Source organism: Asanoa sp. WMMD1127 (genome assembly GCF_029626225.1).
Classification (GTDB): domain Bacteria; phylum Actinomycetota; class Actinomycetes; order Mycobacteriales; family Micromonosporaceae; genus Asanoa.
In genome coordinates this window covers 4,426,940-4,452,805 of the sequence record NZ_JARUBP010000001.1, presented here as the reverse complement: position 1 = coordinate 4,452,805, position 25,866 = coordinate 4,426,940, and the positions used below count along the sequence as shown (strand labels likewise).

Sequence of the window (25,866 nt, the reverse complement as noted above, 5' to 3'; positions counted from 1 at the left end):
GAGACCGCCACACAAGCCGAGACCGCCACGCGAACCGAGCCGCTGCGGGAACCGAGCCCACCCGCGCCAGCCGAGTCCGCTGTCAGAGCGCGTAGATCCCGTACCCGAAGCCGTCGATCTTGATCTCGGTGTCGGCGAGCCGGGCCCCGTGCACCTCGAGCGCACGGACGCTGTCGCCGACCAACCCCGCCGGCAGCGGCGCCGCGGCCGGCGCACGACGCGGGTTGACCGCGACCAGATGACTCCCGCCGCGCACATAGACGAACGGATAACCGGAGTGCAGCACCTCGACGGGCGACCCGCTCCCGAGTGCCGGCGTCGCCCGCCGCAGCGCGATCAACCGCCGGACCAGGTTGAGCAGCGAGCCCTCGTCGTCGCGCTGCGCCGCCACCGTCGGCCGGGCCGGGTCCGGGTCGATCGGCAGGTAGAGCTGGTCGGCCGGCGCCGTCGAGAAGCCGGCGTTGGGCGAGGCGTCCCACTGCATCGGCGTACGCGATCCGGTCCGGTTGTTCAGCGGCGACAGCATGCTGCCTTCTTTGTCGGGCATGTCGGGCACGTACCGCATGCCGATCTCGTCGCCGTAGTAGATCGTGGGAAGGGTCGGCCAGGTCATCAGGAAGGCGTACGCGGCGCCGGCGTGCTCGCGCGACCGCGTGCCGGTGACCAGCCGGGCGTAGTCGTGGTTGGACGTCGGCAGCGCGATCTGCCCCGTGCCGCCGATGGCCTCCGCCGCGCGCTGCCACTGCGTCACGAACTCGGTGATCGCCCCGAGCCCTTCGGCGTCGAAGTAGGCGGGCTCGGCCGGCCACGACGGGTCGGCGGTGCCGATGCCCATGTGCCACAGCGAGAGCAGCGCGTTGCCGCGGAAGTGCAGGAAGAAGTCCGCGTGAAAGCCGGCCGGCACCGCCACGGCCGGGTCGCCCCATTCGGGAATCAGGACGTTGTCGGGGTACGCGCGGTCCATCCAGGCGCGCATCTCGCCCCAGAGCTTGCCGGTCTCGACGTACCCGGGATCGTCCTTGACAAGGGACGACGCCATGTCGACGCGGAAGCCGCTGACGCCACGGTCGAACCAGTAGGCCATGATCTCGCGCAACGCCTCGCGGTTGGCCCGTGGCCCGGGCGCGTCGACCGGCTGCCGCCAGGGCTCGCGCGCGTCGTCGCGGGCGTAGCCGAAGTTGAGCGCCGGCTGGCACGGATAGAAGTTGAGCATGAAGTAGCCGCCCCGCTGCCCCGGCGTCGGCGCCCACGCCCCGGCCGGCGCACCGACGCGCGGTGACCAGATGTAGCGGTCGTCGTCGGCGTCGTCGGCCCAGGCCCGGAACCACGGATGCTGGTCGGACGTGTGCCCCGCGACGAGGTCGAGCATGATCCGGATGCCACGGGACCGCGCCGCCTCGGTCACCGCGACGAGGTCGTCGTTGGTCCCGTAGCGCGGCGCGATCTGGAGGTAGTCGCTGACGTCGTACCCCGCGTCGGCGAACGGCGAGCGGAAGCACGGGCTGAACCACACCGTGTCGACACCCAGCCACTGCAGGTAGTCGAGCCGGTCCAGAATGCCCGGCAGATCCCCGATGCCGTCCCCGTTGGAGTCGGCGAAACTCTGCGGATAGATCTGATAAAGGACGGCGTCGGACAACCATGCGGGTGCGCTACGCGGCTCGGTCACGCCTTCACGTTACCGGCGCCCGCCACAGATTTGTCGTCTGACCACTGTGGACACTTCACGCTCAAGCGGTGCGTCGCCCACGGCGGCGTGGCGGCGAACCGGACGTCACGACCGGGGGTCGGGATCCGGCTCGGCGTCATCAGCGGACCGGACGGCGCGGATCGCACCCTCGATGCGCAACAACAGACCGGCGATGACGAGTACGCCACCGATGAGGATGCCGTCGGGTTCGTGGGGCCGGCCGTACTGCGCGAAGATGCTGATCACGCCCGCCGCCGCGACGACCGTCCCCAACATGCTGGCGATGAGCCCGGGCCTTCTCTCGGTCACCCGCCGCAGTCTAGGGGCCCGGGTAGATTCGCGGTTGCCGATCTCGCGGAGCGGAGGCAGAGCGACGATGTGGACCTGGCCCAAAGTGATCGCGACCATGGCCACGTCAGCGGTCCTGATCATCGCTGGCGGCGTGCTGAACATCGTCGCTGACGGCGCGGCGGGAGTGGCCGGCAGCGTCGCCCTCATGATCGGCGCGGCCGGATCCATCGTCGGCGCGATCGGCGGCGCCTTCGTCCGAGCCCGCACCGACGGCTGGAAATGACGAACGCCCCATTACGGGCCAGGGCGCGCCCGACGAGGCGAGGTCACACCTCCATGGATATGCGTATGTGACCACGGCCCAAACGTCGTCCGGCACGGGAACGCACGGGTACGCGGCGCGAAGCTCCTCCTCGACCCGGCTGTAGCTCTTGGCGTCAGCGATCGTGAGCGTCTCGACCAGCACGGGATCGCAGATCGCGACCAGCCCTCGATCGACGGTGTCATACCAGACCGGGTCGACCTGACGCCGAATGATCCGGACCAGCGCGCTCGTGTCGACGAGGTACCTCACCTGTCGAGCTCGTCGAGCCGGTCGAAGTCGAACCCGCCGTCGTCCGCGATGCGTTGCAGGCTCTCGAGCGCATCACGTCGCCGCTCCCGCGAAGATTCGACCGCTTGCCGCAGCGCTTCGTTCACGGTGTCTTTCTTGGTCGCGGTGCCCAGAGCCGTCGTTGCTTCCGCGAGAAGGTCCTCGTCAACGTCGATCAGTCTTGGCCATTCAGACACCTCCGAGCGGACGATATCCAACGACGCGCTGGATACAGGTGGGCCTGATAGACATCTTCAATCCAGGGCGAGACGACAAAGACCCCCGAAAGCTCTGGGGGTCTTTGTCGTACCAGCGCCAGCCCGTCCGCCGGTCAGGCGTCGATCAGCGCCATCACGTCGTCGGAGACGTCGAAGTTCGCGTACACGTTCTGGACGTCGTCGCAGTCTTCCAGCACGTCGATCAGCTTGAAGATCTTGCGGGCGCCTTCTTCGTCGAGCGGCACGTTGACGCTCGGCACCAGCGACGACTCGGCCGACTCGTAGTCGATGCCCGCGTCCTGCAGTGCCGTGCGCACCGGGACGAGGTCGGTCGGCTCGGAGACCACCTCGTAGGCCTCGCCCAGGTCGTTGACCTCTTCCGCGCCGGCGTCGAGGACGGCCAGAAGCACATCGTCCTCCGACAGGCCGGCCTTGGGCACGATCACGACACCCTTGCGCGTGAACATGTAGGACACCGACCCGGCGTCGGCGAACGACCCACCGTTGCGGGTGAGCGCGGTCCGCACCTCGGTCGCCGCCCGGTTGCGGTTGTCGGTCAGGCACTCGATCAACAGGGCGACACCGTTCGGGCCGTACCCCTCGTACATGATCGTCTGGTAATCCGCACCGCCGGCCTCGAGCCCCGACCCACGCTTGACCGCGCGATCGATGTTGTCGTTGGGCACGGAACTCTTCTTGGCCTTCTGAATGGCGTCGTAAAGTGTGGGGTTACCGGCCGGATCGCCACCACCGGTCCGCGCCGCGACCTCGACGTTCTTGATCAGCTTGGCGAACATCTTGCCGCGCTTGGCGTCGATGACTGCTTTCTTGTGCTTGGTCGTCGCCCACTTTGAGTGGCCGGACATGGATGACCTCCGAAATAACCCCAGTTGGGCAGCGGAAACGGGCGGGCTGGGCTGCCCAAGCCACCAAGTCTACCGAGCAGAGCGGCCCAGGCCCCACCCGCCTCAACGGCAGAAGATCAACAAGATCAAACCGGGGAGCCTGTCCCGGGCCCGTCGTAGGCACGACCGTCGCTCCCGCCGGAGACCGGGCCGGGCCCCAGGGGGCCCGTCCCTGCCAGGCCCGCGGTCGGATGCGGGGGCCAAGCCCAGGGAGCCGTCCCTGCCAGGCCCTCGGTCGGAGAAGACTGAACCCGGCAGCCCGCACTGGGCCGCCGCGCCTCCGCGTCGGACACCGCCCGCCGACCCACGCCGGCACCGTCGTCAGACCCCAAGCCGGTCACCGCCCGCCAACCCACGCCCGGACCGTCGTCAGACCCCAAGCCGGTCACCGCCCGCCGACCCACGCCCGGACCGTCGTCAGACCCCAAGCCGGTCACCGCCCGCCAACCCACGCCCGGACCGTCGTCAGACCCCAAGCCGGTCACCGCCCGCCGACCCACGCCCGGACCGTCGTCAGACCCCAAGCCGGTCACCGCCCGCCGACCCACGCCCGGACCGTCGTCAGACCCCAAGCCGGTCACCGCCCGCCGACCCACGCCCGGACCGTCGTCAGACCCCAAGCCGGTCACCGCCCGCCGACCCACGCCCGGACCGTCGTCAGACCCCAAGCCGGCCGGGCTGTACCGAGACCGAACAAAGGCGCCCGAACGGTCCCATTGACGCCGCTCCCACGATCGAACCGATTCACTCCGAACCACCGTCCCGTCGAGCCGCGGCAGGGACCAAGCCGGGCGCACACGACGTTCGCGGGCGGTTGACGGGCCCGTCCGTGTGCGACGATGCCGCTCGTGGCGCTCGCGGACGCATTGGCCGACTGGACCGACATCGACGGAGCCCAGTATCAACTCGGGCGAGTGGTCGGCCTGTTCGCCGATCAATCGTTCGGGGACGTGAAGTGGGTGTTCTGGACAGACAACCCACTCGGGCAGGCGCTGCACGACATGCTGTTCAACCTCACGCAGGCCGGCGTACTCGACCATCGTGACGACGACGGCGAGCTTCAGTTCCGCTGGCTGACGCCCAGCCCACTCGATGCCCTCGAGAGGTAGTCGGCTCGCGCCGACGCTCAGGCCGCCTCGCGGACCATCTCGACGAACAGGTTGTGCAGGCGGAGGTCGCCGGTCAGCTCCGGGTGGAACGACGTCGCGAGCGCCGACCCCTGGCGCACCGCCACCACGTGCGGGGCGGTGACGCCGTCGGCGCCGGCGCGGTCGATCGTGCCCAGGACGGTGACCTCGTCGCCCACCGACTCCACCCAGGGCGCCCGGATGAAGACCGCGTGGAACGGGTCGCCTTCCAGGCCCGCCACCGCGACCGGGGCCTCGAACGAGTCCACCTGGCGCCCGAACGCGTTGCGACGCACCGTCATCGGTAGCGCGCCGAAGCTGCGCTGGTCCGCGCGACCGTCCAGGACCGTGGTGGCCAGCATGATCATGCCCGCGCAGGACCCGTAGACGGGCATGCCGTCGGCGAGCCGCTTCGCGATGGGGTCGTAGAGGCCGAAATCGATCGACAGCTTGCTCATCGTGGTGGACTCGCCGCCGGGGATGACCAGGCCGTCGACCTCGTCGAGCTCCGCGGGCCGGCGCACCGGGACAGCGGTGGCGCCGCAGGCCGTCAACGCGCGTACGTGCTCACGCACGTCGCCCTGCAACGCGAACACGCCAACAACCGGACGAGCCGTCATTCCGCTACCTCGCTCCGCTCGAACGGGTCCAACCGCAGACCGCGCTCGCTCGGCTCCGACGGACGCCACCGCAGACCGCACTCACTCCGCCCGAACGAGCGCGGCCGCAGGCTGCGCTCGGTGGGCCGGGACGAGCGCGGCCGCAGGCTGCGCTCGGTGGGCCGGGACGAGCGCGGCCGCAGGCTGCGCTCGGTGGGCCGGGACGGGCGCCGCCATAGGCCGCGCTCGCTGGGCCGGGACGAGCGCGGCCTATGGCTGCGCTCGCTCCGTTCGGACGGGCGCCGCGGGCCGCATTCACTCAGCCCGAACGGTCGCCGCCGCAGGCCGAGCTCGCTCGGCCCCGACAGGCGCGACCGCGAGCCGCGCTCGCTTGGTCGGGTCACCAGCCACGCTCGGCGAGCCGGTGCGGCTGCGGGATGTCGTCGACGTTGATGCCGACCATGGCCTCGCCCAGGCCGCGGGAGACCTTGGCGAGCACGTCGGGGTCGTCGTGGAACGTGGTGGCCTTGACGATCGCGGCCGCGCGCTCCGCCGGGTTGCCCGACTTGAAGATGCCCGAGCCGACGAAGACGCCCTCAGCGCCGAGCTGCATCATCATCGCCGCGTCGGCCGGGGTGGCGATGCCGCCCGCGGTGAACAGGACGACCGGCAGCTTGCCGGTGCTGGCGACCTCGGCGACCAGCTCGTAGGGCGCCTGCAGTTCCTTGGCCGCCACGTAGAGCTCGTCGGGCGACAGCGACGTCAGCCGGCGGATCTCGCCGCCGATCTTGCGCATGTGAGTGGTCGCGTTGGATACGTCGCCGGTGCCGGCCTCGCCCTTGGACCGGATCATCGCGGCGCCTTCGGTGATCCGCCGCAGCGCCTCGCCGAGGTTGGTCGCGCCGCACACGAACGGCACGCTGAACGCCCACTTGTCGATGTGGTTGCTGTAGTCGGCCGGCGTGAGCACCTCCGACTCGTCGACGTAGTCGACGCCGAGCGCCTGCAGGATCTGCGCCTCGACGAAATGCCCGATCCGCGCCTTGGCCATCACCGGGATGGACACGGCGTTGATGATGCCGTCGATCATGTCGGGGTCGCTCATCCGCGACACCCCACCCTGCGCCCTGATGTCGGCCGGCACCCGCTCGAGCGCCATGACCGCGACCGCGCCAGCGTCTTCAGCGATCTTGGCCTGCTCCGGCGTGACCACATCCATGATCACACCGCCCTTGAGCATCTCCGCCATGCCGCGCTTGACCCGCGACGTGCCAGTCACGCCGCCCTGCTCGGTGGTCTCGGTCACGTGCCCACACTCCTCTCGCCGACCCCGTCGAAGAGCCAGGTTAGTGCGGAATTGGCTCTCAACCGATATCCAATCGACCCCCTGGTGGCCTGTCTAACACCAATCGATCAAAATCATGTCCCGGGTTCGCCGTGGGCACGACCGTCGCTCCCGCCGGAGACCGGGCCGGGCCCGAGGGGGCCCGTCCCTGCCAGATCCGCGGCGGACAAGGCCAACAACCAGCAACCGAAATGCCGCCGATCCGACCAGGCCGCGGTGGCCGGCCGCGCGCTGCCGGTCGGACCAATTCGCACAAACGACCGCCTCCCCCTTGGTCATCCGGGAACGGCCGATCTGGTTGGCGGCGACGCCCGCCCCGGCACGCCCAGCAGCTCGGCGTCGCACGCGCGGACGGGGCTGATCTCGAGGCGCTTCGGGATGTCGCAGGTGCGTCTGAACGCGTTGGCGTCGACGCCGGACGCCGTCTCCCCCGGGCGGGCCTGTCGGCGGATCGGGACTCAACGTCAGGCGCATGGGTCTACCTGCCGGCGGCGGGTGAGCCGTCGATGACCATCGACAGCGGGCTCATCTGCGCCGCCAACAGGTGGCGCCGCGCCGCGGATTCGCCGTGCCTGCGGGGCCGGTCGCCAGATCGTTGGTCTCATGCTGATGAGTACCGAAGTGGCCGGCGATGGTTCACGACCGACACGAAATTGGCGCGAATATCTGTGGCCTCGGCGGAAGGGTTGCAGGCGTCAGTGGTTATGGGCGGACGCGCCGCTCCGATCGGAATTGAGATGGTGCCGATCCCATGATCAGACTCAACGGCATCGGGCCGCCAACAGCACAGACCGGCGCTGGCCGATCACGAATCGGGTCAGTATCGAGCCGGCTGGCGTGCCGAAGGCGAGCCAGCCCAGATGCTGACCGGCACGGCCCGCGGCGGTCGACTTGATCGTGTGCGCCCTGCCTGGCGGATCGACTGATGCGTCCACGATCAGGTGCGTCAGATCTGGGCGACACGCCGCTGAACGTCGCGATGGGCTGCACCTGATCATGCGGAGAGCGGCTTGAGGTCTCGACGTGCTGCACACGATCACGTGTCCGGCCCGGTGTCACCGCGCGCAGCCGCGACACGCCGGCAGCGTCAGTGTCACCTCCGCGCCGGCGCCGAGAACACGCTGCCTGCACCGCTCGACCTAGCCGGCCACCCCCGCAGCCGGCGGCTGGGCGATCACCGGGGCCGGTGAGACCGGCGCCGCCGCGCGGGCCGGCGTCAAGGTCGGGTCGTCGATGTCGAAGAAGCGCGGCCGGTCGTGCCGCCGGGTCAGCAGCAAGATCCGCACCAGGCGCCGCCGCCGGGCTGCATGCGCCTCCCGGGCCAGGTCGTTGTGCACCTGCCGGGCCAGCACCAGGCGCCGGCTGGCCGCGATCACCGCGTCCTCACGCCGCTCCTCCGCCGACAGGTCCATCGCACGGAGCTGCCGGGTCAGGTCGTTCTCGGCGGCCTCACGTTCCTCAGGGACCGCGTCGAGCGCGATCCGGGCGGCGGCGTACAACTCGGGTGTTTGGCGGTCTTCCGCCAGGACCGCGGCGGCGGCCGCGCGGCGCATGAGGTGGGCGTCCAGCGCGCGGGCGGCCGCGGCGGAGCGGTCGTGCAGGCGGTCGACCCGTTGGGCCGTCCACGTCAGGTACGTGGCCAGCACCGCGACCACGGCGACCACGACTACGACCCACCACATGTTGCGCATCGTAGTGCGAGTACCCGGAACAGGGATCATGTCCTACCGGCGAGTGAAGAAGATTCACAACCATTCGACATCGATGACACGGCCGTCGGTCGCCTCGATCGCGGCCGCGTAGACCTCCAGCACGCGCAGCGCGACCACCGGCCAGTCGTAGCCCGCCACCACCGACCTGGCCACCGACACCAGCTCCGAACGCGTCGCGGGCGAGTCCAGCAGGGACGACAGCGAGGAGCACAAAGCGCTCGCGTCCCCCGTCGGGAACAACTGCCCCGCGCGGCCACCGTCCAGCACCCGGCGGAACGCGTCGAGGTCGCTCGCCACGACCGCCGTACCGGCGGCCATGGCCTCGGTCAGGATCATCCCGAACGACTCGCCGCCCGTGTTGGGCGCGACATAGAGATCGACGCTACGCAACATCCGCGTCTTCTCGGCCTCGGACACCAGCCCCAGGTACGTGAGCCGGTCGTGCAACCCGGCCGGCACACCCGACAGCAGCTCGTCGCGCGAACCGGGGCCGGCCACCAGCAGCCGCAGCCCGGGCCGCGACGGCGCCAGCCGCACGAACGCGTCCCGCAACACCGGAAAGCCCTTACGCGGCTCCGTGAAGCGCCCAAGGAAGCCCAGCGCCCCGCCGGGCCCAGGCCAACCAGGCAGCGGAACCGCAGAGGCATAACGGGCGACATCCACCCCGTTCGGGATCTCGACCGCTCCCCCGTCGAGATGCTCCACCTGCACCTTGCGCGCCAACGCGCTCACGGCGATCCGCGCGGTGATCCGCTCCAGCACCAACCGCAGCACGCCCTGCGCCGCCGACAGCGCCCGCGAGCGCGTCATGGCCGTGTGGAACGTCGCCACCACCGGCCCCCGACTGTTGAGCACCGCCAGCATCGACAGGCTCAGCGTCAACGGCTCGTGCACGTGCAGCACGTCGAAGTCGCCGCGCGACAGCCATCGCCGTACCCGCGCGCTGGAGATCGGCCCGAACGCGATCCGCGCCACGGAACCGTTGTAGGGCAGGGGAACCGCCCGGCCGGCCGAGACCACGAACGGCGGCAGCTCCGCCTCGTCGTCCGCCGGCGCCAGCACCGAGACCTCGTGACCGAGCGCGATCAGGGCCCGCGCCAGGTCGAGGACGTGGTTCTGCACGCCACCCGGCACGTCGAAGGAGTAGGGGCACACGATGCCGATCCGCATGCTGCCCACCTCCTCAGACCTCCGGGGTCGGCGGCTTGTCCAACCAGACCCGCTGGAGCATGTGCCAGTCCTGGGGATGTCTGGCGATCGCGGCCTCGAACATGGTGGCCATACGCTGGGTCACCACCGCGACCCGTTCCCGCAACGTTCCCGTTTCCGGCCCGGGTATCTCGACCGGCGGGTTCACGTACCCCCGGGTGCACTCGTCGTCGTACCACACGTCGATCACCAGCAACGGCTTGCCCGTGCGGATCGCCAGCAACGCGGGACCGGACGGCATCCGCGTGCGCCCGCCGAAGAACGAGACCTCGACCCCGCGCTTCGAGAGGTCGCGGTCGGCCAGCAGCGGCACGATCGCGCCGGCCTGCAGGCGGTCCACCAGGATGTCGAACGGCGGTTGCTCGCCACCGGTCAGCGGGATGATCTCCATGCCGATGCTGCGGCGGAACTCGACGAACCGCTCGTAGACCGACTCCGGCTTGAGCCGCTCGGCGACGGTGGTCAGCTTCCAGCCCATCGCGGTGACCCAGGCGCCGGCGATGTCCCAGTTGCCGGAGTGGCTGAGCGCCATGATCACGCCCGGGTCTTCCTCCATTATCTTCGCCAGCAGGTGCCAGTTGGCGACCCGGAAGTCCTCCAGGTGCTGCTCGTGCGTCCGCGACGGCAGGCGGAAGGCCTCACGCCAATACCGGGCGTACGACCGCAGGGCCGCCTGCGTCAGCTCGTCGAGCTCGGCCTCGGGCATGTCCGGCCCGACGACCCGCCGCAGGTTGCCGCGCAGGCGGGCCGTGCCCTTGCCGCCCTTGCGGTGCGCGTAGTCGGCGGCGGCCCGGAACACCGAGCGCGCGACCGGCTCGGGCATGCCGCGGACCAGCTTCCACCCGGCCGCGTAGCCGAGGTCGACGGGATTCACGACGGCGACTCGGCGGCCCGGGCCCGGTCGGCCTCGTCGGCCGCCTTCGCCTGCTTGTAGACGTACGCCAGGCGCTGCCCGACCGTGATCGTCGAGAGCGCGGCCAGGAACCAGATGGCCGCCGCGAAACCCCACGCGAGGCCGAAGCCGGCCAGCAGCCCGCCGACGCCGATGATGATCAGACGTTCCGCGCGCTCGGCGATGCCGACGTTGGCCGTCATGCCCAGCCCCTCGGCCCGCGCCTTGACGTAGGACACGACCGCGCCGAGGACCAGGCAGACGATGCCGCCCACCACGCCCCAGCGGTCACCCCGCCCGGCCAGGATGTAGATCACCGTGCCGACGATCGCGCCGTCGGCGATGCGGTCCATGGTCGAGTCGAGCAGCGCGCCGAACCGGGTGGAACCCCCGGACAGCCGGGCCATCGTGCCGTCGACCAGGTCGACAAGGGCGAAGACCGTGACAACCAGCGCGCCGGCGATGAAATGGCCCGTCGCGCCCAGACCGACCGAGGCGCCGACCACGCCGATGGTCCCGGCGACCGTCACCTGATTGGGCGTGACGCCCCAGGCGATGAGCCGCCGGGCGGTGGGTTCGATCACGTGGGCCATCGCGGCCCGCGCGGACACCTGGAAGATCTTCGCCATGGCGCACCCACGATAACGGTGCGACGCCCGCGACGATACGGTGCCCGCTGTTCCCGGGCGGGTCGTCCGTCACTTGCTCACCTTTGGCGTCGGGCTTGTGTACGGCGGGTTGCGGGTGTGGGATCGAGAGATGACGTGAGCTAGCTCACCAGGGAGGTCCCGATGGCTCAGAAGGGTCAGGAGAAGGGAGTCACCGGCCCCGCGCCGGTGGTGGATGAGCCCGGCAGGGTACGCAACGTGGTGCTCGTCGGACATTCCGGGTCGGGAAAGACGACCCTCGTCGAAGCACTGTTGGCCGCCACCGGCACGATCAGCCGCGCCGGCTCGGTCACCGAGGGCACCACGACCTGTGATCACGACCCGGCCGCGGTCAAACAGCAGCGGTCGGTGAGCCTCGCCGCCGCGCCGTTCGTCCACAACGGCATCAAGGTCAATCTGCTCGACAGCCCGGGCTACGCCGACTTCGTCGGTGAGCTGCGCGCCGGCCTGCGCGCGGCCGACGCGGCGCTGTTCGTGGTGCCGTCCGCCGACGGGATGGACGCGGCGACCGCGACGCTGTGGGAGGAGTGCGCCAGCGTCGGCATGCCGCGCGCGGTCGCGGTCACCCGGCTCGACCACCAGCGCGCCGACTTCGACGAGACGGTCGCGCTCTGCCAGCGCGTGTTCGGCGACAACGTACTCCCGCTCTATCTGCCCATGCTCGGCGACGACGGCGTCTCGACCGTCGGCCTGATGGGGCTGATCACGCAGCGGGTCTTCGACTACAGCAAGGGCTACCCGCCCGAGGTGCGCGACCCCGATCCCGAGCACGTGCCGGCGATCGCCGAGGCCCGCAACGAGCTGATCGAGGGGATCATCGCCGAGAGCGAGGACGAGACGCTGATGGAGCGTTACCTCGCCGGCGAGGAGATCGACACCGAGGTGCTGATCAACGACCTGGAGACGGCGGTGGCCCGCGGCCACTTCTATCCGGTGATCCCGACCTGCGCCGAGAGCAAGGTGGGCATCGACGCGCTGCTCGAGGTGCTGACGTCGGCCTTCCCGTCGCCCCTCGAGCACGACCTGCCGGTGGTCACCGGCGTCGACGGCTCGCCGCGGCCGCCACTCACGTGCGACCCCAACGGCCCGCTGGTGGCCGAGGTGGTCAAGACCACGATCGACCGGCACGTCGGGCGCGTGTCACTCGTGCGGGTCTTCTCGGGGACGCTGTCCCCGGAGGCGACCGTGCACATCTCCGGCCACGGCATGGAGGAACGCGGCCACCCCGACCACGACTCCGACGAGCGGATCGCGCACATCTACTCGCCGCTGGGCGCCCAGCTGCGCGAGGTGTCGCGGTGCATCGCCGGCGACATCTGCGCGATCACCAAGTCGGGCACCGCGGAGACCGGCGACACGATCTCGGCCAAGGACGACCCGCTGCTGATCGCGCCCTGGGAGATGCCCGAGCCGATGCTGCCGGTCGCGGTGGTCGCCAAGACCCGCTCCGACGAGGACACGCTCGCCAAGAACCTCGGGCGGCTGGTGGCGGGCGACCCGACGATGCGCCTCGAGCGCAACCCGGAGACGCACCAGATGGTGCTGTGGTGCATGGGCGAGGCGCACGCCGACGTCGTGCTCGACCGGTTGCGCGGCGGAGGGGCCGACATCGACACCGAGCCCGTACGCGTGGCGCTGCGCGAGACGTTCGTCACCGGCGCCAAGGGCCATGGCCGGCACGTGAAGCAGTCCGGCGGCCACGGGCAATACGCCGTGTGCGACATCGAGGTGGAGCCGCTGGAGCGCGGGTCCGGCTTCGAGTTCGCCGACAAGGTGGTGGGCGGCGCGGTGCCGCACAACTACATCCCGTCGGTGGAGAAGGGCGTGCGCGCCCAGATGGAGCGCGGGATAGTGGCCGGCTACCCGGTCGTCGACCTGCGGGTGACCCTGTTCGACGGCAAGGCGCACAGCGTCGACTCGTCCGACGCGGCGTTCCAGACGGCGGGCCAGCTGGCGCTGCGCGACGCGGCCGACAAGGGTCTGGTCACGCTGCTGGAGCCGGTCGACGAGATCGTCATCCGGATCCCGGACGCCTACGTCGGCGCGGTGATGTCCGACATGTCGAGCCGGCGCGGGCGGGTGCTGGGCACTGAGCCGGATCCGGCGGGCGGTGAGCGCACGCTGGTGCGGGCGGAGGTGCCGGCAACAGAGCTCGTGCGGTACGCGGTGGAGCTGCGGTCGATGACCTCCGGCTCGGGGACGTTCGGGCGGTCGTTCGCGCGGTACGAGCCGATGCCGAGTCACCTGGCCGAGGCGGTGCGCAAGGAGCACGCGTCCTAGGTGTCGCGCGTGGCGCGGCGGCCCCTCGTCCTTGGGCCGCCGCGCCGTTTCCTGTCGGTGGTCCTTCTTAGACTCTTGGCCATGGACGCGACGGAGATCGGGCCTCGGCGGTTGCACCAGCAGCATCTGGCCGGGCCGCCGTCCGCGGACCCGGTCGAGGCGGTGCGGCGCCTGGGGTGCGTGCAGGCACAGGAATACGCGGTGGCCAAGTGGTCGCTGGGGCAGCGGTCGGGCGGTGGTGTCACCGATGCCGCGGTGCAGTCGCTGCTCGACGAGGGCGTCATCCTGCGCACGCACATCCTGCGTCCGACGTGGCATTTCGTGCTGGGTTCGGAGCTGGGTTGGATCCAGGCGGCGACGGCCCACCGGGTGCACGTGTTCAACGGCTACTACAACCGCGGTCACGGGCTGACCCCGGAGGTCGCGGCCCGCACCAACGAGGTGATCACTTCGGCGCTGCGCGGCGGCAACCACCTGACCCGCAACGAGCTCGGCGCCGCGCTGGCCGCCGCCGGCTTCGAGGCGACGGGCAACAAGCTGGCCTACGTGGTGATGTTCGCCGAGCTCGAGGGGTTGATCGCCAACGGGGTGATGCGTGGGAAGCAGCACACCTACGCGCTGGTCTCGGAACGCGTGCCGGACCCGGTCACCCTGTCGGCCCCGGAGGCCTTGGCCGAGCTGACGCGGCGCTACTTCACCAGCCACGGCCCGGCCACGGTCAAGGACTTCGCGTGGTGGTCGAGCCTGACGGTCGCGGAGATCAAGCAGGGCATCGCCCTGTGCGGTGACGCGTTGGCGCACGAGGTGGTCGACGGCCGGACGCTGTGGTTCGCCGCGGACGCCCCTCCCCCGGCCCCCGCCCCGGCCGCGTCGCTGCTGCAGGGCTACGACGAATACGTGGTCGCCTACAGCGACACCAAGTTCGTCTACAACGTCGCGTCCGCGTCCCCGGACCCGGGCCGCTACACCGACAACATGATGTTCCACCCGATCGCTTTCGACGGCCAGGTCGGCGCCTTCTGGCGTCGCAAGGTCAAGCCGAAAGGGATCGCCCTGGAGATCGACCTGCTGATCGAGCCGACCGCCCGGCACCGCAAGGCTCTGGCCGCGGAGATCGACCGCTATGCGGCCTTCACAGGGCTACCGGTGACCGTCACCTACGTCTGAGTCGACGGACGCCACGGTCATGGCGTCGCCCATCCGGCGACCGTCGGCCGCACGACGCCGGCGCCCACCCGGCCAGCGTCGGCCGCACGACGCCGACACCCACCCGGCGGCCACCGTCGGCCGCACGACGCCGGCGCCCACCCGGCGGCCACCGTCGGCCGCACGACGCCAGCGCCCACCCGGCCAGCGTCGGCCGCACGACGCCAGCGCCCACCCGGCGACCGTCGGCCGCACGACGCCGACACCCACCCGGCGACCACCGTCGGCCGCACGACGCCAGCGCCCACCCGGCGACCGTCAGCCGCACGACGCCGACACCCACCCGGCCACCGTCAGCCGCACGACGCCGGCGCCCACCCGGCGACTGTCGGCGGCACTACGCCGGCGGTCCGCCTTGGCGGCCCGCTCCGCGGTGCGGCGAGCGATCTGGCGGCCGGTCCGCCGCTTGGCGCGGGATCAGGCCGACGGATCGGCGCACCGCCGGCCCGGGTCAGTCGCGCGGGGTGCGGGCGTTGAGAAGGTGGGCGCCGGGGCCGCGTCGGGCGAGGGTGTCGTCGGGGTTGACCAGGGCGCATTCGTCGAAGGACAGGCAGCCGCAGCCGATGCAGGTGGTGAAGCGGTCGCGCATGCGTTGGAGTTGGGCTATGCGGTCGTCGAGGGCCTCGCGCCAGCATTCCGAGGCCCGCAGCCAGAACTCGCGGGTCGGCGGCTGGCCGTCCGGCAGGAAGCCGAGCACCTCGCCCACCTGGGCCAACGGGATGCCGGCGCGTTGCGACGCCCTGATGAACGCCACCCGGCGCAGAGTGGTGCGGTCGTAGCGACGCTGGTTGCCGCTCGTGCGCCGGCTCGAGATCAGGCCCTGGCGCTCGTAGAACCGCAGCGCCGACTGTGGGACGCCGCTGCGGTCGGCGAGTTCGCCGATCGTCAGCTCTTTCGCGGGTGGCACCCGGCCACCCTAGCTTGACTTGAACAAATGTTGAGGTTTGAGGGTGGGGGCATGACCGACACCATCCTCGTCACCGGCGGCACCGGAAACATCGGCCGCCATCTCGTCGACCACCTGCGCGCCGCCGGGGCGCCGTTCCGGGTGCTGGCCCGGCGGCCGGCCACGGCCGTCAAAGAGCTGCCCGCCGGGACCGCGGTGACGCCCGGCGACCTCACCGATCCCGGCAGCCTCGGGCCGGCCCTCGCCACCGTCGACCGGGTGTTCCTGCTCTGGCCGGCACTGAAATCCGGCGGGATCGACGACGTGGTCGGCACGCTGGCCGGAGCGGGCGTGCGCCAGGTCGTCTACGTCTCCGCCCTGCACGTCACCGACGACAACCGCCGGAGCGTCGGGGTCTGGGGCGAGGTCGAGCAGGCGATCGTCGACGCCGGGCTCGGGTGGACGTTCCTGCGCGCCAGCGGGTTCGCCACCAACACACTCGGCTGGGCGCCGGCGATCCGGGCGGGCGAGCCGGTCCGGATCCCGTACCCGCTGGCGAAACGATCCTTGATCCACGAGGCGGACATCGCCGCCGTGGCCGCGGCCGCGCTCACCGGCGACCACATCGGACGGTCCTATGTGCTCACCGGACCGGCCGCGATCTCCCAGGCCGACCAGGTCGCCGCGATCGGGGCGGCCATCGGCCGACCGGTGCGCCACGTGGAGCAGCCACCCGACGAGGCGCGTGCCGCGATGACCGCCTGGGCGGACGCGGCATGGGCGGACCAGGCGCTGGCCTACTGGGCCGAGCTGGTCGAGCGTCCCGAGCCGGTCACCGCAACGGTCGAGGAGATCCTCGGCCGGCCGGCGCGCAGCTTCGAGCGCTGGGCCGCCGACCACGCCGACGACTTCCGGGCGGTCAGCCCGCCCGGCTGACGGTCAGGTCCAGGCCGGTGTCCGGGTCGTAGGTCCACGACGCGGTCGTGCCGGCCCAGGTGCCGTCCTGCCGACCGTCGCGCGGCCGGGTCGAGAACATCTTCTGCTTGACGCCCTCGGGCACCCGCAGCTTCTCCAGGATGCACTCGAGGGTGACCAGGTCGACGCCCGCCTTGTCCGCCCCGCCCCGCATGTCGACGACCAGCGTCGAGCCGTTGTCCTCGAGCCGCGTGCCGTGCCGGCCCGCGTCGCACACGGACTGCGCGACCTCGAGCGTGTTGACGTTCTCGGGCTCCTCGGCCGGCGACACGGTCACCGCCACGAGCCCGATCATCACCAGCGCGAGCACCGCCGCCCCACCGATGATCAGCGCCGCCCGCCTGGCCCGCCGCTGCGACGGCGACGGGTCGTTGGGCATCTGGGTTGCCGGGAACATGACGGCCTCCTCGCGTCGAGCCGGCCGAGCCGGTCCCCCGCGAACCCAGCCTCCTGATCCCCGCAACGACCTCGCGCCCAACCGGTTACGCGACCCGGCCCGCCGACCGCGACCTAGAGCTGGAGCTGCGCCACCGTCCAGGTCTTCCCGTCCGTCGACCACCAGATCCGCTGGTCGGGACCCATGAAGCCGGTGACCATCGCGTAGCCGCCCGGGAACCGGGCCATCGCCGACCCCGCCCGCGGCGAGTCCGCGCCCAGCGGCTCCAGCGTCCGCCCTCGGTCGGTGCTGCGATAGACACCCGTCGCGCCCGAGACGAACAGCGTCCCGTCGTCGGCGACCAGGAGGCGAAGCCCCGGATATTCGTCACGGATCGCCGCCCCCTGACGCCACGAACGGCCGCCGTCGGTCGAGACGAAGAGGCGCACCCGAAGGTCCTTCTCCCACTTGGCCAGGTAGACGGTCCGGCCGTCGGCGGTGGCCACGTCGCGGAAGGCGGCGCCGACCAGGTCAAGGCGCGTCGTATCCGAACCAGGGCGCACCAGCGACGTCACCACGTCGTCCCGCACGGTCACCAGCCACCGACCGCCGTCCCGCAGGCTGATCGAGCGGACCGGCGTCCCCGAGACCGGGAATGCCACCCGATCACCGGTACGCGGGTCGAACGCCCCGATTCGCGAGACCGTCGCCCGGTAGGTGGGCCAGTCGTCGGGCACCGACGCCCGCCGGTGCTCGCGCGACCGATGCCACGTCTCGCCCGCGTCCGTGCTCGCCCACCAGGCGAAGTCGTTCGTCTTCGGCACGACCTCGCGGACCACGATCGTCCGCCCGCCGGCGCCCGCGATGCTGATGTTGATCCCGGTGCCCGGTGCGGGCCGCCGGGTCCACGTGCGGCCGCGGTCCTCGCTCACCGCCACCGCCGGCCGGCACGCCTTGCCCACGCACGCGTCGACCACCGTGTAGTACCGGTCGAGGTCGCCGACGACCAACTGGCTGCGCGCCAGCGACACCATCGAGCCCGGCACCAACGAGGGGGTCGGTGTGGGCGCCGGTGACGGATCACCGCTGCCGGTCGCGACCACGACCCCGCCGCCCGCCGCCACCGCGATCGCCACCGCCATCGCTCCCAGCGCCCGCCGGAAACGGTGGCGCCGCCCGGCCCGGGCCACCACGTCCGCCCAGTCCGGCTTGACCGCCTCCCTGACCACCGCGACCAGTCCGGCGTAGTCCCGTTCACGCATCGGTCAACGCCTCCCTGTCGCCGAGCTCAGCCGCGAGCGCCCGCCGGCCCCGCACCAGTCGCGTCTTGACCGCCTCGACGCTGCAGCCGAGCGTCGAGGCGACCTCGGCGACCGGCAGGTCGGCGAGGTAGTGCAGGACGACCGCCTCGCGGATCGCCCGCGGCAGCCGGTGCAGCGCCGCCACCAGCATCACGTGGTCCGGGGACATCCCGGGTACGACCGTGTCCGCCCGCAGGCGCCCGGACCGGGCCAACCGGTCGAACAGCGCCCGTCGGCGGTGCCGCGACCGCGCCACGTTGACCGCGACCGTGCGCAGCCAGGCTTCCGGGTTGAGCACGCCGCGCAGCAGGGCCGGCTTGGCCAGCGCCCGCGCGAACGCCTCCTGCACCGCGTCCTGCGCCTCGGCCAGGTCGCCGGTCAGCCCGAACAGTTGCGCCGTGAGCCGGGCCACGCTGGCGTGATAGATCGCCCGCAGGTCGGGGTCGTCGTCCACCGTCACACCCACTACGACCCACGACACGGGTGGAGAGGTGACATCAGGACGGCGCGGTCCCCAGCCCCGTGCAGCGCGCCGCCACCCGCAGCTTGTCCTCGATGCGCTTCTTGGCCGTGCCGGACACCAGCACCGGCTGGCCGGTGCCGGAGACCGTCGCGGGCAGGAACTTGCGGCCGACCACCGCGCCGGAGCGCACCGTCAGCCGGAGCACGCCCGAGTCGGTGCTGTGCGAGTTGCCGTACCACAGGAAGTTTCCGAGTCCATAGTGGACGTAGGTCGAGTCGAGCCAGCCGTCCGTCAGCAGCGTATGGGCGTGGGTGCCGACCACGATGTCGGCGCCGTCGCGGGCCATCCGTTGCGCGAACGTCTTCATCTGCCCGGACGGGCACGAACTGCCCTCGACGCCCCAGTGCATGAACACGATCACGAGGTCCGCCTGCGCCCGCGCCGCCTTGACCGCCGCCGAGGCCCGCGCACCGTCGAACGCCATCGCCACCCCGGGCCGTGACGCGGTCGGCTTCCACGACCCCGCCAGCTCGCCCACCTGCGACATCCCGAGCAGCGCGATCCGCACTCCCTTGACGGTCGTGACCCACGGGGCGTACGCCTCGTCGGTGTTCCTACCGGCCCCGAAGATCGGATATTCCGCCTCGGTGGCCGCGGTGAGCGTGTCGAGCAGCCCCACCCGGCCGTAGTCGAGCGCGTGGTTGTTGGCCACCGACGCCGCGTCGATCCCGGCCGCCCGCAACGCGTCGAACGCCGTCTCCGGCGCCCGGAAGTGGAACCGCTTCGGCTCGGGCGTGCCCCGGGAGGTCACCGCGGTCTCCAGGTTGACGACCGTCAGGTCCGCGTCCGACAGCGTCGAGCTGATCTTGCCGAACGCCGACGACGGCTCGTCCAGCAGACCCAGCGTGCGCCCGGTGAAGTGCACGTCACCCGCGAACGCCAGCGTCAGCTCGACCGGAGCGGCCGCGGTGGCAGACGGCGTGGGCGACGCCGACGGGGAGGGCCCACCCGACCGCCAGCGCGGCCCTTCGACCTCAGCCCCACACCCGGCGACCAGCGCACCGGCCGCGACCAGCACCAACGCCGCCCGAGTTCGTCTCATGGCGAGAGGGTACGAGAGACCGCCTCACCTTAGGAGTCCCCCCAGGCCTCCGCCAGCAACACCCGGGTGTCCGTGAGCAGCTGCGGCAGCACCTTGGTCTGGCCCACGATCGGCATGAAGTTCGCATCGCCGCCGAACCGGGGCACCACGTGCTGGTGCAGGTGCGCCGCGATCCCCGCCCCGGCCACCGAGCCCTGGTTGAGCCCGATGTTGAACCCGTGGGCCCCGCTGACCCGGCGGACGGTGCGCATCGCCTCCTGGGTGAACGACGCGACCTCGACCGTCTCCTCGTCGGTGAGATCGGTGTAGTCCGCCACGTGCCGGTAAGGGCAGATCAACAGATGCCCCAGGTTGTACGGGTAGAGGTTGAGCACCGCGTAGACGACCTTGCCCCGGGCCACCACGAGGCTCTCCTCGTCGGGCAGGTGGGGCGCCCGGTCGAACGGGCAACCCTGCGCCGGCGACCCGCCCTTGATGTAGGCCATCCGGTGCGGCGTCCACAGCCGGTCGAGCCCGTCCGGCGAGCCCGGCGCCCCCGACCCAGCGCCCGGCATCAGGCCGCCGACGGCGAGACGTTCGTCCGCGACCGGACCACCTCGACCACGTGGGCCACGGCCTCGGCCAGCGGCACGCCGTTGCGCTGCGACCCGTCGCGGTAGCGGAACGACACCGTCGAACCCGAGACGTCGTCGTCGCCGGCGATCGCCATGAACGGGATCTTCTGCTGCTGCGCGGTGCGGATCTTCTTCTGCATCCGGTCGTCGGACGTGTCGACCTCGGCCCGGATCCCCTCCGCCCGCAGCGCGTCGACGAACGACCGCAGATAACGGGCGTGGTCGTCGCGGATCGGGATGCCGACCACCTGCACCGGCGACAGCCACGCCGGGAACGCGCCCGCGTAGTGCTCGGTCAGGATGCCGAAGAACCGCTCGATCGAGCCGAACAGCGCCCGGTGGATCATCACCGGCTGTTGCCGGGTGCCGTCGGCCGCCTGGTATTCGAGCCCGAACCGCTTCGGCTGGTTGAAGTCGACCTGGATCGTCGACATCTGCCAGGTGCGGCCGATCGCGTCGCGCGCCTGCACGGAGATCTTCGGACCGTAGAACGCCGCGCCACCCGGGTCGGGCACGAGCTCCAGCCCGGACTCGCGGGCCGCCGCCTCCAGGTGGGCGGTGGCCTCGGCCCAGTCGGCCTCGTCGCCGATGAACTTCGGCGAATCGTCGCGAGTGGACAGTTCGAGGTAGAAGTCGGAGATGCCGTAGTCGCGCAGCAGGTCGAGCACGAAGGCCAGCAACGACCGCAGCTCGCCCGGCATCTGCTCGCGGGTGCAGTAGATGTGCGAGTCGTCCATGGTCAGGCCGCGGACCCGGGTCAGCCCGTGCACGACGCCCGACTTCTCGTAGCGGTAGACCGTCCCGAACTCGAAGAGCCGCAGCGGCAGCTCCCGGTAGGACCGCCCGCGCGAGGAGAAGATGAGGTTGTGCATCGGGCAGTTCATCGGCTTCAGGAAGTATTCCGCGCCCTCGAGCTGCATGGGCGGGAACATCGTGTCCTTGTAGTACGGCAGGTGGCCCGAGGTCTCGAAGAGGTGGCCCTTGGTGATGTGCGGGCTGTTGACGAACTCGTAGCCCGAGACCTCGTGCCGCAGCCGCGAGTAGCCCTCCAGCTCGCGCCGGATGATGCCGCCCTTGGGGTGGAACACCGCGAGCCCCGAGCCGATCTCGTCCGGGAACGAGAACAGGTCGAGGTCCGCGCCGAGCTTGCGGTGGTCCCGTCGGGCGGCCTCTTCGAGCAGCTTCAGGTACGCCTTCAGCGCGTCCCGGGTCGGCCACGCCGTGCCGTACACCCGCTGCAGTTGGGGGTTCTTCTCGGAACCGCGCCAGTAGGCCGCGGCGGAGCGCATCAGCTTGAACGCGCCGATCAGCCGGGTGTTGGGCAGGTGCGGGCCGCGGCAGAGGTCGGACCAGCAGGTCTTGCCGCTGTCGGCCTCGATGTTGTCGTAGATCGTCAGCTCGCCGCCGCCGACCTCGACGGTTTCCTCGGAGTCGAGCTCGCCGTCGCTCTTGAGGTCGACCAGCTGCAGCTTGTAGGGCTCGTCGGCCAGCTCGGCCCGGGCCTCCTCGACGGAGCCGAACCGGCGCCGGCGGAACCGCTGCCCGGACTTGACGATCTCCTGCATGCGCTTCTCGAGCTTGGCGAGATCGTCGGGCTGGAACGGCTTGGCCACGTCGAAGTCGTAGTAGAAGCCGTTGTCGATCGGCGGGCCGATGCCGAGCTTGGCGTCGGGGAACACGTCCTGCACGGCCTGAGCGAGCACGTGCGCGGTCGAGTGCCGCAGCACGTTGAGCCCGTCGGGCTCGTCGATCGCCACGGGCGTCACCGTGGCCTCTGCCGCCGGGGCCCAGTCGAGGTCGCGCAGGCGTCCCTGGCCGTCGCGCACCACGACGATCGCCTTCGGGCCGGTCATGGGCAGGCCGGCCGCGGCCACCGCGTCGGCCGCCGTCGTCCCCGCGGCGACGACGACGGGGTCGGCCACGGCGGGGGTGCGGGATGCGGACACGCGGAGCTCCTCGGTCGGTGGGACGTTTGGGTAAATGCTAGTCATCACGCCTGGCGACGCTGCGGCCAGCCGGACCCGGGCGTTACATTCAGCTCGTGAGCCCGTCGGACATGATCGCCGCGCTGCAGCGCCGCTACCAGACGTTCTTCGCCAACGAGCCGGCGGTCCCGTTCGCCGTCGCACCCGCCGGCGCGCCGGCGCACGTGTTCGGCAACGGTGACCCGCTCTTCACGATCACCGTCAAGGACCGGCGGGGCGCCAAGGCCCTCGCCGCCCTCGACCAGTTCGGTGTCGCCGTCGCCTACCTCCAGGGCTGGCTCGACGTCGACGGCGACCTGGCCGCCGCACTGCGGATGCGCAGGTTCTTCAACGACTTCCACCCGATCGCCTTCCTGTCCCGCTTCACCCCGACCGCCCTGTTCGAGGGGCGCAAGGAGAACGACCGGAAGAACATCTCCCAGCACTACGACGAGGACAGCGAGTTCTTCCTGACCTTCCTCGACACCCGGCACCGCTGCTACACGGAGGGCGTGTTCGCCAGCGACGACGAGCCGCTGGAAGACGCGATGACCCGCAAGATGGACCTCGCGCTCGAGGCGATCGAGGTCAAGCCCGGCGACCGGGTGCTGGAGGTCGGCGGCGGCTGGGGCGCGTTCTCCGAGCACGCCGCCAAGCGCGGCATCGACGTGACGACGACCACGCTGGCGGTCGAGTCGGAGCGCTACCTCAAGGACCTGTTCGCGCGCGAGAAGCTGCCGGTCAACGTGGTGCGCCAGCACATCTTCGGCTACCGCAGCGACCAGAAGTTCGACGCGATCGTCAACATGGGCGTCACCGAGCACCTGCCCGACTACAAGACCACGCTGGCGAAGTACGCCGAGCTGCTCAAGCCCGGCGGCCGGGTCTACCTGGACGCGCTGGCGATGCGCCGCAAGCACGGCATCTCGACGTTCATGAAGCGCTACATCTACCCGGGCAACTCGGCGCCGCTGCTGCTGCACCAGTACCTCAAGCAGGTCGCCCGCTCGCCGTTCGAGCTGATCAGCATCGACGACGACCGGCACAACTACTACCTGACGTGCCGCGAGTGGGCGAAGCGGCTCGACGAGCGGCGCGACGAGATCGTCGCCCGCTGGGGTGAGCCGCTCTACCGGCGGTTCCGGCTGTTCCTGTGGGGCTCGGCGGCCGGCTTCGACACGGGCCTGGTGCAGGCCTACCGCTGGGTGCTCAAGATGCCCGAAGCGTCGCCGGCCTAGGCCCTGAGCCCGTCCAGCACGAACCCGAGCAGGCGGTCGGCCTGCTCGGGTGCCGTCTGCGTCGCCATGACCACGCCGTGCACCAGGCGCAGCACGTCGTCGGGCTCGACGTCCTTGCGGATGTCGCCGGTCTCCTGCGCCCGCACCAGCAGGTCGCCGATCGCGCCGCGCATCAGGCTCTTGCACTCGACCATGGTCGGGGAGTCGGTGCCGAGCATCTGCTTGACCGCCGTGCCCAGGCCCCGCTTGGCCTTGATGTATTCGAACTCCAGCCGCAGCCACTCGGCGAACGCCTCGCCCGGCGGGTGCTGCGCGGAGAGAGCCCGGCCGCGCTCGGCCAGGGCCTCGATGTCGTGCCGGTAGACCGTCGCGAGCAGCGTCTCCCGGTCGGCGAAGTGGCGGTAGAGCGTGCCCGGCCCGACGCCGGCCCGGCGGGCGATGTCGTCGAGCGTCGCCTTCTCGCCGTGCTCGGTGAAGGCCGCGCGGGCCGCGGTCATGACCTTCTCCCGGTTGCGCCGCGCGTCGGCGCGCAGCGGACGTTCGGTGTTCACCGCTCCCGCACCTCCAGGTCACTGTGGGACAGCACACTATTTCCGGAGACTGTCTCCGGATAGTGTTGCGAAATCGGAGACGTCCTCCATATGCTAGCTCAGAGCTAAGCGGAGGAAATCTCCGCTTCCATGCCTCTCCGGGGGAAGAGAAACCTTGTCAACCCAAACCACCGTGCCGGCCGTCTCGACGAGCGCCGGCACCGAGGCCCGCGCCCCGGGCCGCCTCGCGCTGCTGATCATCGTGAGCGCCCAGCTCATGCTGATCGTCGACGGCACCGTCATGAACGTCGCGCTGCCCCACATCCAGGCCGGCCTGGGCTTCTCCACCGCCGGCCTGTCCTGGGTGATCAACGCGTACACGCTGACCTTCGGTGGCCTGCTCCTGCTCGGCGGGCGGGCCGGCGACATCCTGGGCCGGCGCCGCCTGTTCATCATCGGCATCGCGCTGTTCACCCTCGCCTCCCTGGTCGGCGGGCTGGCCACCTCGGCCACCTGGCTGCTGGCGGCCCGGGTCGCGCAGGGTGTCGGCGCCGCGCTCGCGGGACCCAACACCATCGCCCTGATCTCGACGACGTTCACCGAGCCGCGCCAGCGGATCCGCGCGCTCGCCCTGCTCTCGGCCATGGCCAGCGCCGGCTTCGCGATCGGCCTGATCATCGGCGGCGTGCTCACTGACGCGCTGTCCTGGCGCTGGGTGCTGTTCATCAACGTGCCGTTCGGCGTCGCCGCGGTGCTGCTGGCGCCCCGCCACGTGCGGGAGCCGGAGCGGCACCCCGGCCGGCTCGAGTGGCCGGGCGCGCTGACCGCGACGCTGGGCATCGGCGCGCTGGTCTACGGCTTCATCCACGCCTCGACGCACGGCTGGACCGCGGGCGAGACGCTGGCGGCGCTCGGCCTCGGCGTGCTGCTGCTGATCACGTTCCTGGCCATCCAGCTGCGGTCGGCCCAGCCGCTCGTGCCGCTGTCGCTGTTCAAGGACCGCAACCGCGCGGTCGGCTACGTCGGGTTCCTGCTGGGCCCCGCCGCGATGATGTCGGCGTTCTACTTCCTGACCCAGTTCATCCAGATCGTGCTGGGCTTCGGACCGCTGACCACCGGCCTCGCCTTCCTGCCCATGGCCGCCTCGATGTTCGCGATGACCCGGGTCGTCCCCCGGCTCCTACCGCGGATCGGGCCACGCCCGCTCGCGCTGACCGGCGCGCCGCTGATGATCGCCGGCCTGGCCTGGCTGACCCAGCTCTCCACCACCAGCGGGTACGCCGGCGCGCTGCTCGGCCCCATGATCCTGCTCGGCCTCGGCGGTGGCCTGACGTTCGTACCGCTGACGCCCGTGATCATGGGTTCCGTGCAACCGCGTGAGGCCGGCGCCGCCAGTGGCGTGCTGCAGACGATGCAGCAGATCGGCGCGACGCTGGGGCTCGCGGTGCTGATCGCGGTGTTCGGCGCCGCGGTCGGTCCGGCCGGCGCGGCGGGCACGACGGACGCGGCGAGCTTCGTGCACGGCATGAACGCGGCCAACGTGGTGTCCGTGGTGATCGCGGCCGGCCTGGTCGCGGTAGCCCTCGGCTTCCGCTCGATCCGCCCACCGACCCGCCAGCCGGAGCCGCCCGTCGTCGTCGAACCGGCGTAACGAAGAAAGGAACGGTCCGTTGTTAACGCCCA

General features: G+C 71.1%; 25 protein-coding genes. 6 read left to right on the top strand and 19 right to left on the bottom strand.

Translation table 11 applies throughout. The features are described from left to right. Positions 1-82: 82 nt before the first annotated feature. The 5 genes from O7635_RS21290 to O7635_RS21270 form a co-directional block, all read right to left on the bottom strand. The gene (locus O7635_RS21290) at positions 83-1,669 is read right to left on the bottom strand and encodes an alpha-amylase family glycosyl hydrolase (protein ID WP_278082212.1); all 1,587 of its coding nucleotides are present in this window, start codon (positions 1,667-1,669) and stop codon (positions 83-85) included. Positions 1,670-1,774: 105 nt separating this feature from the next. Beyond that, positions 1,775-1,999, bottom strand: a complete 225-nt coding sequence (locus tag O7635_RS21285) for a hypothetical protein (protein WP_278082211.1) — start codon at positions 1,997-1,999, stop codon at positions 1,775-1,777. A gap of 106 nt (positions 2,000-2,105) precedes the next feature. Then, positions 2,106-2,555 carry a hypothetical protein gene (locus O7635_RS21280; RefSeq protein WP_278082210.1) on the bottom strand — a complete coding sequence of 150 codons (450 nt, stop codon included), beginning with the start codon at positions 2,553-2,555 and terminating at the stop codon, positions 2,106-2,108. Continuing rightward, the gene (locus tag O7635_RS21275; RefSeq protein WP_278082209.1) at positions 2,552-2,791 is read right to left on the bottom strand and encodes a type II toxin-antitoxin system VapB family antitoxin; all 240 of its coding nucleotides are present in this window, start codon (positions 2,789-2,791) and stop codon (positions 2,552-2,554) included. Before O7635_RS21275 ends, O7635_RS21280 begins: the two co-directional genes overlap by 4 nt. Before the next feature lie 113 nt (positions 2,792-2,904). After that, positions 2,905-3,657 (bottom strand): YebC/PmpR family DNA-binding transcriptional regulator, encoded by a 753-nt coding sequence (locus O7635_RS21270; protein ID WP_278082208.1) that lies wholly within the window; start codon positions 3,655-3,657, stop codon positions 2,905-2,907. Between the two features lie 887 nt (positions 3,658-4,544). Between O7635_RS21270 and O7635_RS21265 the strand changes: the two genes are divergently transcribed. Continuing rightward, entirely contained in the window at positions 4,545-4,805 is a 261-nt protein-coding gene (locus O7635_RS21265; RefSeq protein WP_278082207.1) for a hypothetical protein, read from the top strand. Positions 4,806-4,822: 17 nt separating this feature from the next. Here O7635_RS21265 and pdxT read toward each other — a convergent pair whose 3' ends face one another. From pdxT to pgsA, 6 genes are all read right to left on the bottom strand, one after another. Continuing rightward, positions 4,823-5,443 (bottom strand): pyridoxal 5'-phosphate synthase glutaminase subunit PdxT, encoded by a 621-nt coding sequence (pdxT, locus tag O7635_RS21260; protein ID WP_278082206.1) that lies wholly within the window; start codon positions 5,441-5,443, stop codon positions 4,823-4,825. A 379-nt stretch (positions 5,444-5,822) separates the two neighbouring features. Further along, positions 5,823-6,728 (bottom strand): pyridoxal 5'-phosphate synthase lyase subunit PdxS, encoded by a 906-nt coding sequence (gene pdxS, locus O7635_RS21255; protein WP_278082205.1) that lies wholly within the window; start codon positions 6,726-6,728, stop codon positions 5,823-5,825. Between the two features lie 1,178 nt (positions 6,729-7,906). Next, positions 7,907-8,449, bottom strand: a complete 543-nt coding sequence (locus tag O7635_RS21250) for a hypothetical protein (protein ID WP_278082204.1) — start codon at positions 8,447-8,449, stop codon at positions 7,907-7,909. Positions 8,450-8,512: 63 nt separating this feature from the next. Then, on the bottom strand, positions 8,513-9,649 hold the full coding sequence (locus tag O7635_RS21245) for a glycosyltransferase family 4 protein (RefSeq protein ID WP_278082203.1): 1,137 nt from the start codon (positions 9,647-9,649) through the stop codon (positions 8,513-8,515). A gap of 13 nt (positions 9,650-9,662) precedes the next feature. Beyond that, positions 9,663-10,562 carry a phosphatidylinositol mannoside acyltransferase gene (locus O7635_RS21240; RefSeq protein ID WP_278082202.1) on the bottom strand — a complete coding sequence of 300 codons (900 nt, stop codon included), beginning with the start codon at positions 10,560-10,562 and terminating at the stop codon, positions 9,663-9,665. Further along, on the bottom strand, positions 10,559-11,209 hold the full coding sequence (gene pgsA / locus O7635_RS21235; protein ID WP_278082201.1) for a phosphatidylinositol phosphate synthase: 651 nt from the start codon (positions 11,207-11,209) through the stop codon (positions 10,559-10,561). Before pgsA ends, O7635_RS21240 begins: the two co-directional genes overlap by 4 nt. 162 nt (positions 11,210-11,371) lie before the next feature. Here pgsA and O7635_RS21230 point away from each other — a divergent pair, with 162 nt between their 5' ends. Both O7635_RS21230 and O7635_RS21225 read left to right on the top strand, forming a co-directional pair. Next, complete coding sequence (locus O7635_RS21230) at positions 11,372-13,528, top strand: elongation factor G-like protein EF-G2 (RefSeq protein ID WP_278082200.1); 2,157 nt, start codon at positions 11,372-11,374, stop codon at positions 13,526-13,528. Positions 13,529-13,609: 81 nt separating this feature from the next. Beyond that, on the top strand, positions 13,610-14,695 hold the full coding sequence (locus O7635_RS21225; RefSeq protein WP_278082199.1) for a winged helix DNA-binding domain-containing protein: 1,086 nt from the start codon (positions 13,610-13,612) through the stop codon (positions 14,693-14,695). Between the two features lie 490 nt (positions 14,696-15,185). Here the strand turns inward: O7635_RS21225 and soxR are convergent, their stop codons facing one another. Then, positions 15,186-15,641, bottom strand: coding sequence for a redox-sensitive transcriptional activator SoxR (gene soxR / locus O7635_RS21220; protein WP_278082198.1), 456 nt, complete (start codon positions 15,639-15,641; stop codon positions 15,186-15,188). A gap of 51 nt (positions 15,642-15,692) precedes the next feature. Between soxR and O7635_RS21215 the strand changes: the two genes are divergently transcribed. Next, positions 15,693-16,556 carry an NAD(P)H-binding protein gene (locus O7635_RS21215; RefSeq protein WP_278082197.1) on the top strand — a complete coding sequence of 288 codons (864 nt, stop codon included), beginning with the start codon at positions 15,693-15,695 and terminating at the stop codon, positions 16,554-16,556. Here the strand turns inward: O7635_RS21215 and O7635_RS21210 are convergent. From O7635_RS21210 to thrS, 6 genes are all read right to left on the bottom strand, one after another. Beyond that, positions 16,540-16,992, bottom strand: a complete 453-nt coding sequence (locus tag O7635_RS21210; RefSeq protein ID WP_278082196.1) for a hypothetical protein — start codon at positions 16,990-16,992, stop codon at positions 16,540-16,542. The two genes, O7635_RS21215 and O7635_RS21210, sit on opposite strands and share 17 nt — an antisense overlap. A 113-nt stretch (positions 16,993-17,105) precedes the next feature. Then, on the bottom strand, positions 17,106-18,233 hold the full coding sequence (locus O7635_RS21205) for a sialidase family protein (protein WP_278082195.1): 1,128 nt from the start codon (positions 18,231-18,233) through the stop codon (positions 17,106-17,108). Next, positions 18,226-18,726: a sigma factor-like helix-turn-helix DNA-binding protein gene (locus O7635_RS21200; RefSeq protein WP_278082194.1), complete on the bottom strand. Its 501-nt coding sequence runs from the start codon at positions 18,724-18,726 to the stop codon at positions 18,226-18,228. The genes O7635_RS21205 and O7635_RS21200 overlap by 8 nt, the downstream gene beginning before the upstream one ends. Positions 18,727-18,769: 43 nt before the next feature. After that, complete coding sequence (locus O7635_RS21195) at positions 18,770-19,837, bottom strand: CapA family protein (protein WP_278082193.1); 1,068 nt, start codon at positions 19,835-19,837, stop codon at positions 18,770-18,772. Positions 19,838-19,866: 29 nt separating this feature from the next. Further along, a complete protein-coding gene (locus tag O7635_RS21190; protein WP_278082192.1) occupies positions 19,867-20,391 on the bottom strand; it encodes an HIT domain-containing protein in 525 nt (174 codons plus the stop codon). Next, positions 20,391-22,397 (bottom strand): threonine--tRNA ligase, encoded by a 2,007-nt coding sequence (gene thrS, locus O7635_RS21185; RefSeq protein ID WP_278082191.1) that lies wholly within the window; start codon positions 22,395-22,397, stop codon positions 20,391-20,393. Before thrS ends, O7635_RS21190 begins: the two co-directional genes overlap by 1 nt. Positions 22,398-22,492: 95 nt before the next feature. On the opposite strand from thrS, the gene O7635_RS21180 reads away from it, so the two are divergent. Next, positions 22,493-23,653, top strand: a complete 1,161-nt coding sequence (locus tag O7635_RS21180) for a class I SAM-dependent methyltransferase (protein WP_278082190.1) — start codon at positions 22,493-22,495, stop codon at positions 23,651-23,653. On the opposite strand, the gene O7635_RS21175 is transcribed toward O7635_RS21180, so the two are convergent. Beyond that, on the bottom strand, positions 23,650-24,204 hold the full coding sequence (locus O7635_RS21175; protein ID WP_278082189.1) for a TetR/AcrR family transcriptional regulator: 555 nt from the start codon (positions 24,202-24,204) through the stop codon (positions 23,650-23,652). The genes O7635_RS21180 and O7635_RS21175 overlap by 4 nt on opposite strands. A 154-nt stretch (positions 24,205-24,358) precedes the next feature. Here O7635_RS21175 and O7635_RS21170 point away from each other — a divergent pair, with 154 nt between their 5' ends. Then, positions 24,359-25,834, top strand: coding sequence for an MFS transporter (locus O7635_RS21170; protein WP_278082188.1), 1,476 nt, complete (start codon positions 24,359-24,361; stop codon positions 25,832-25,834). Positions 25,835-25,866 lie beyond the last annotated feature (32 nt).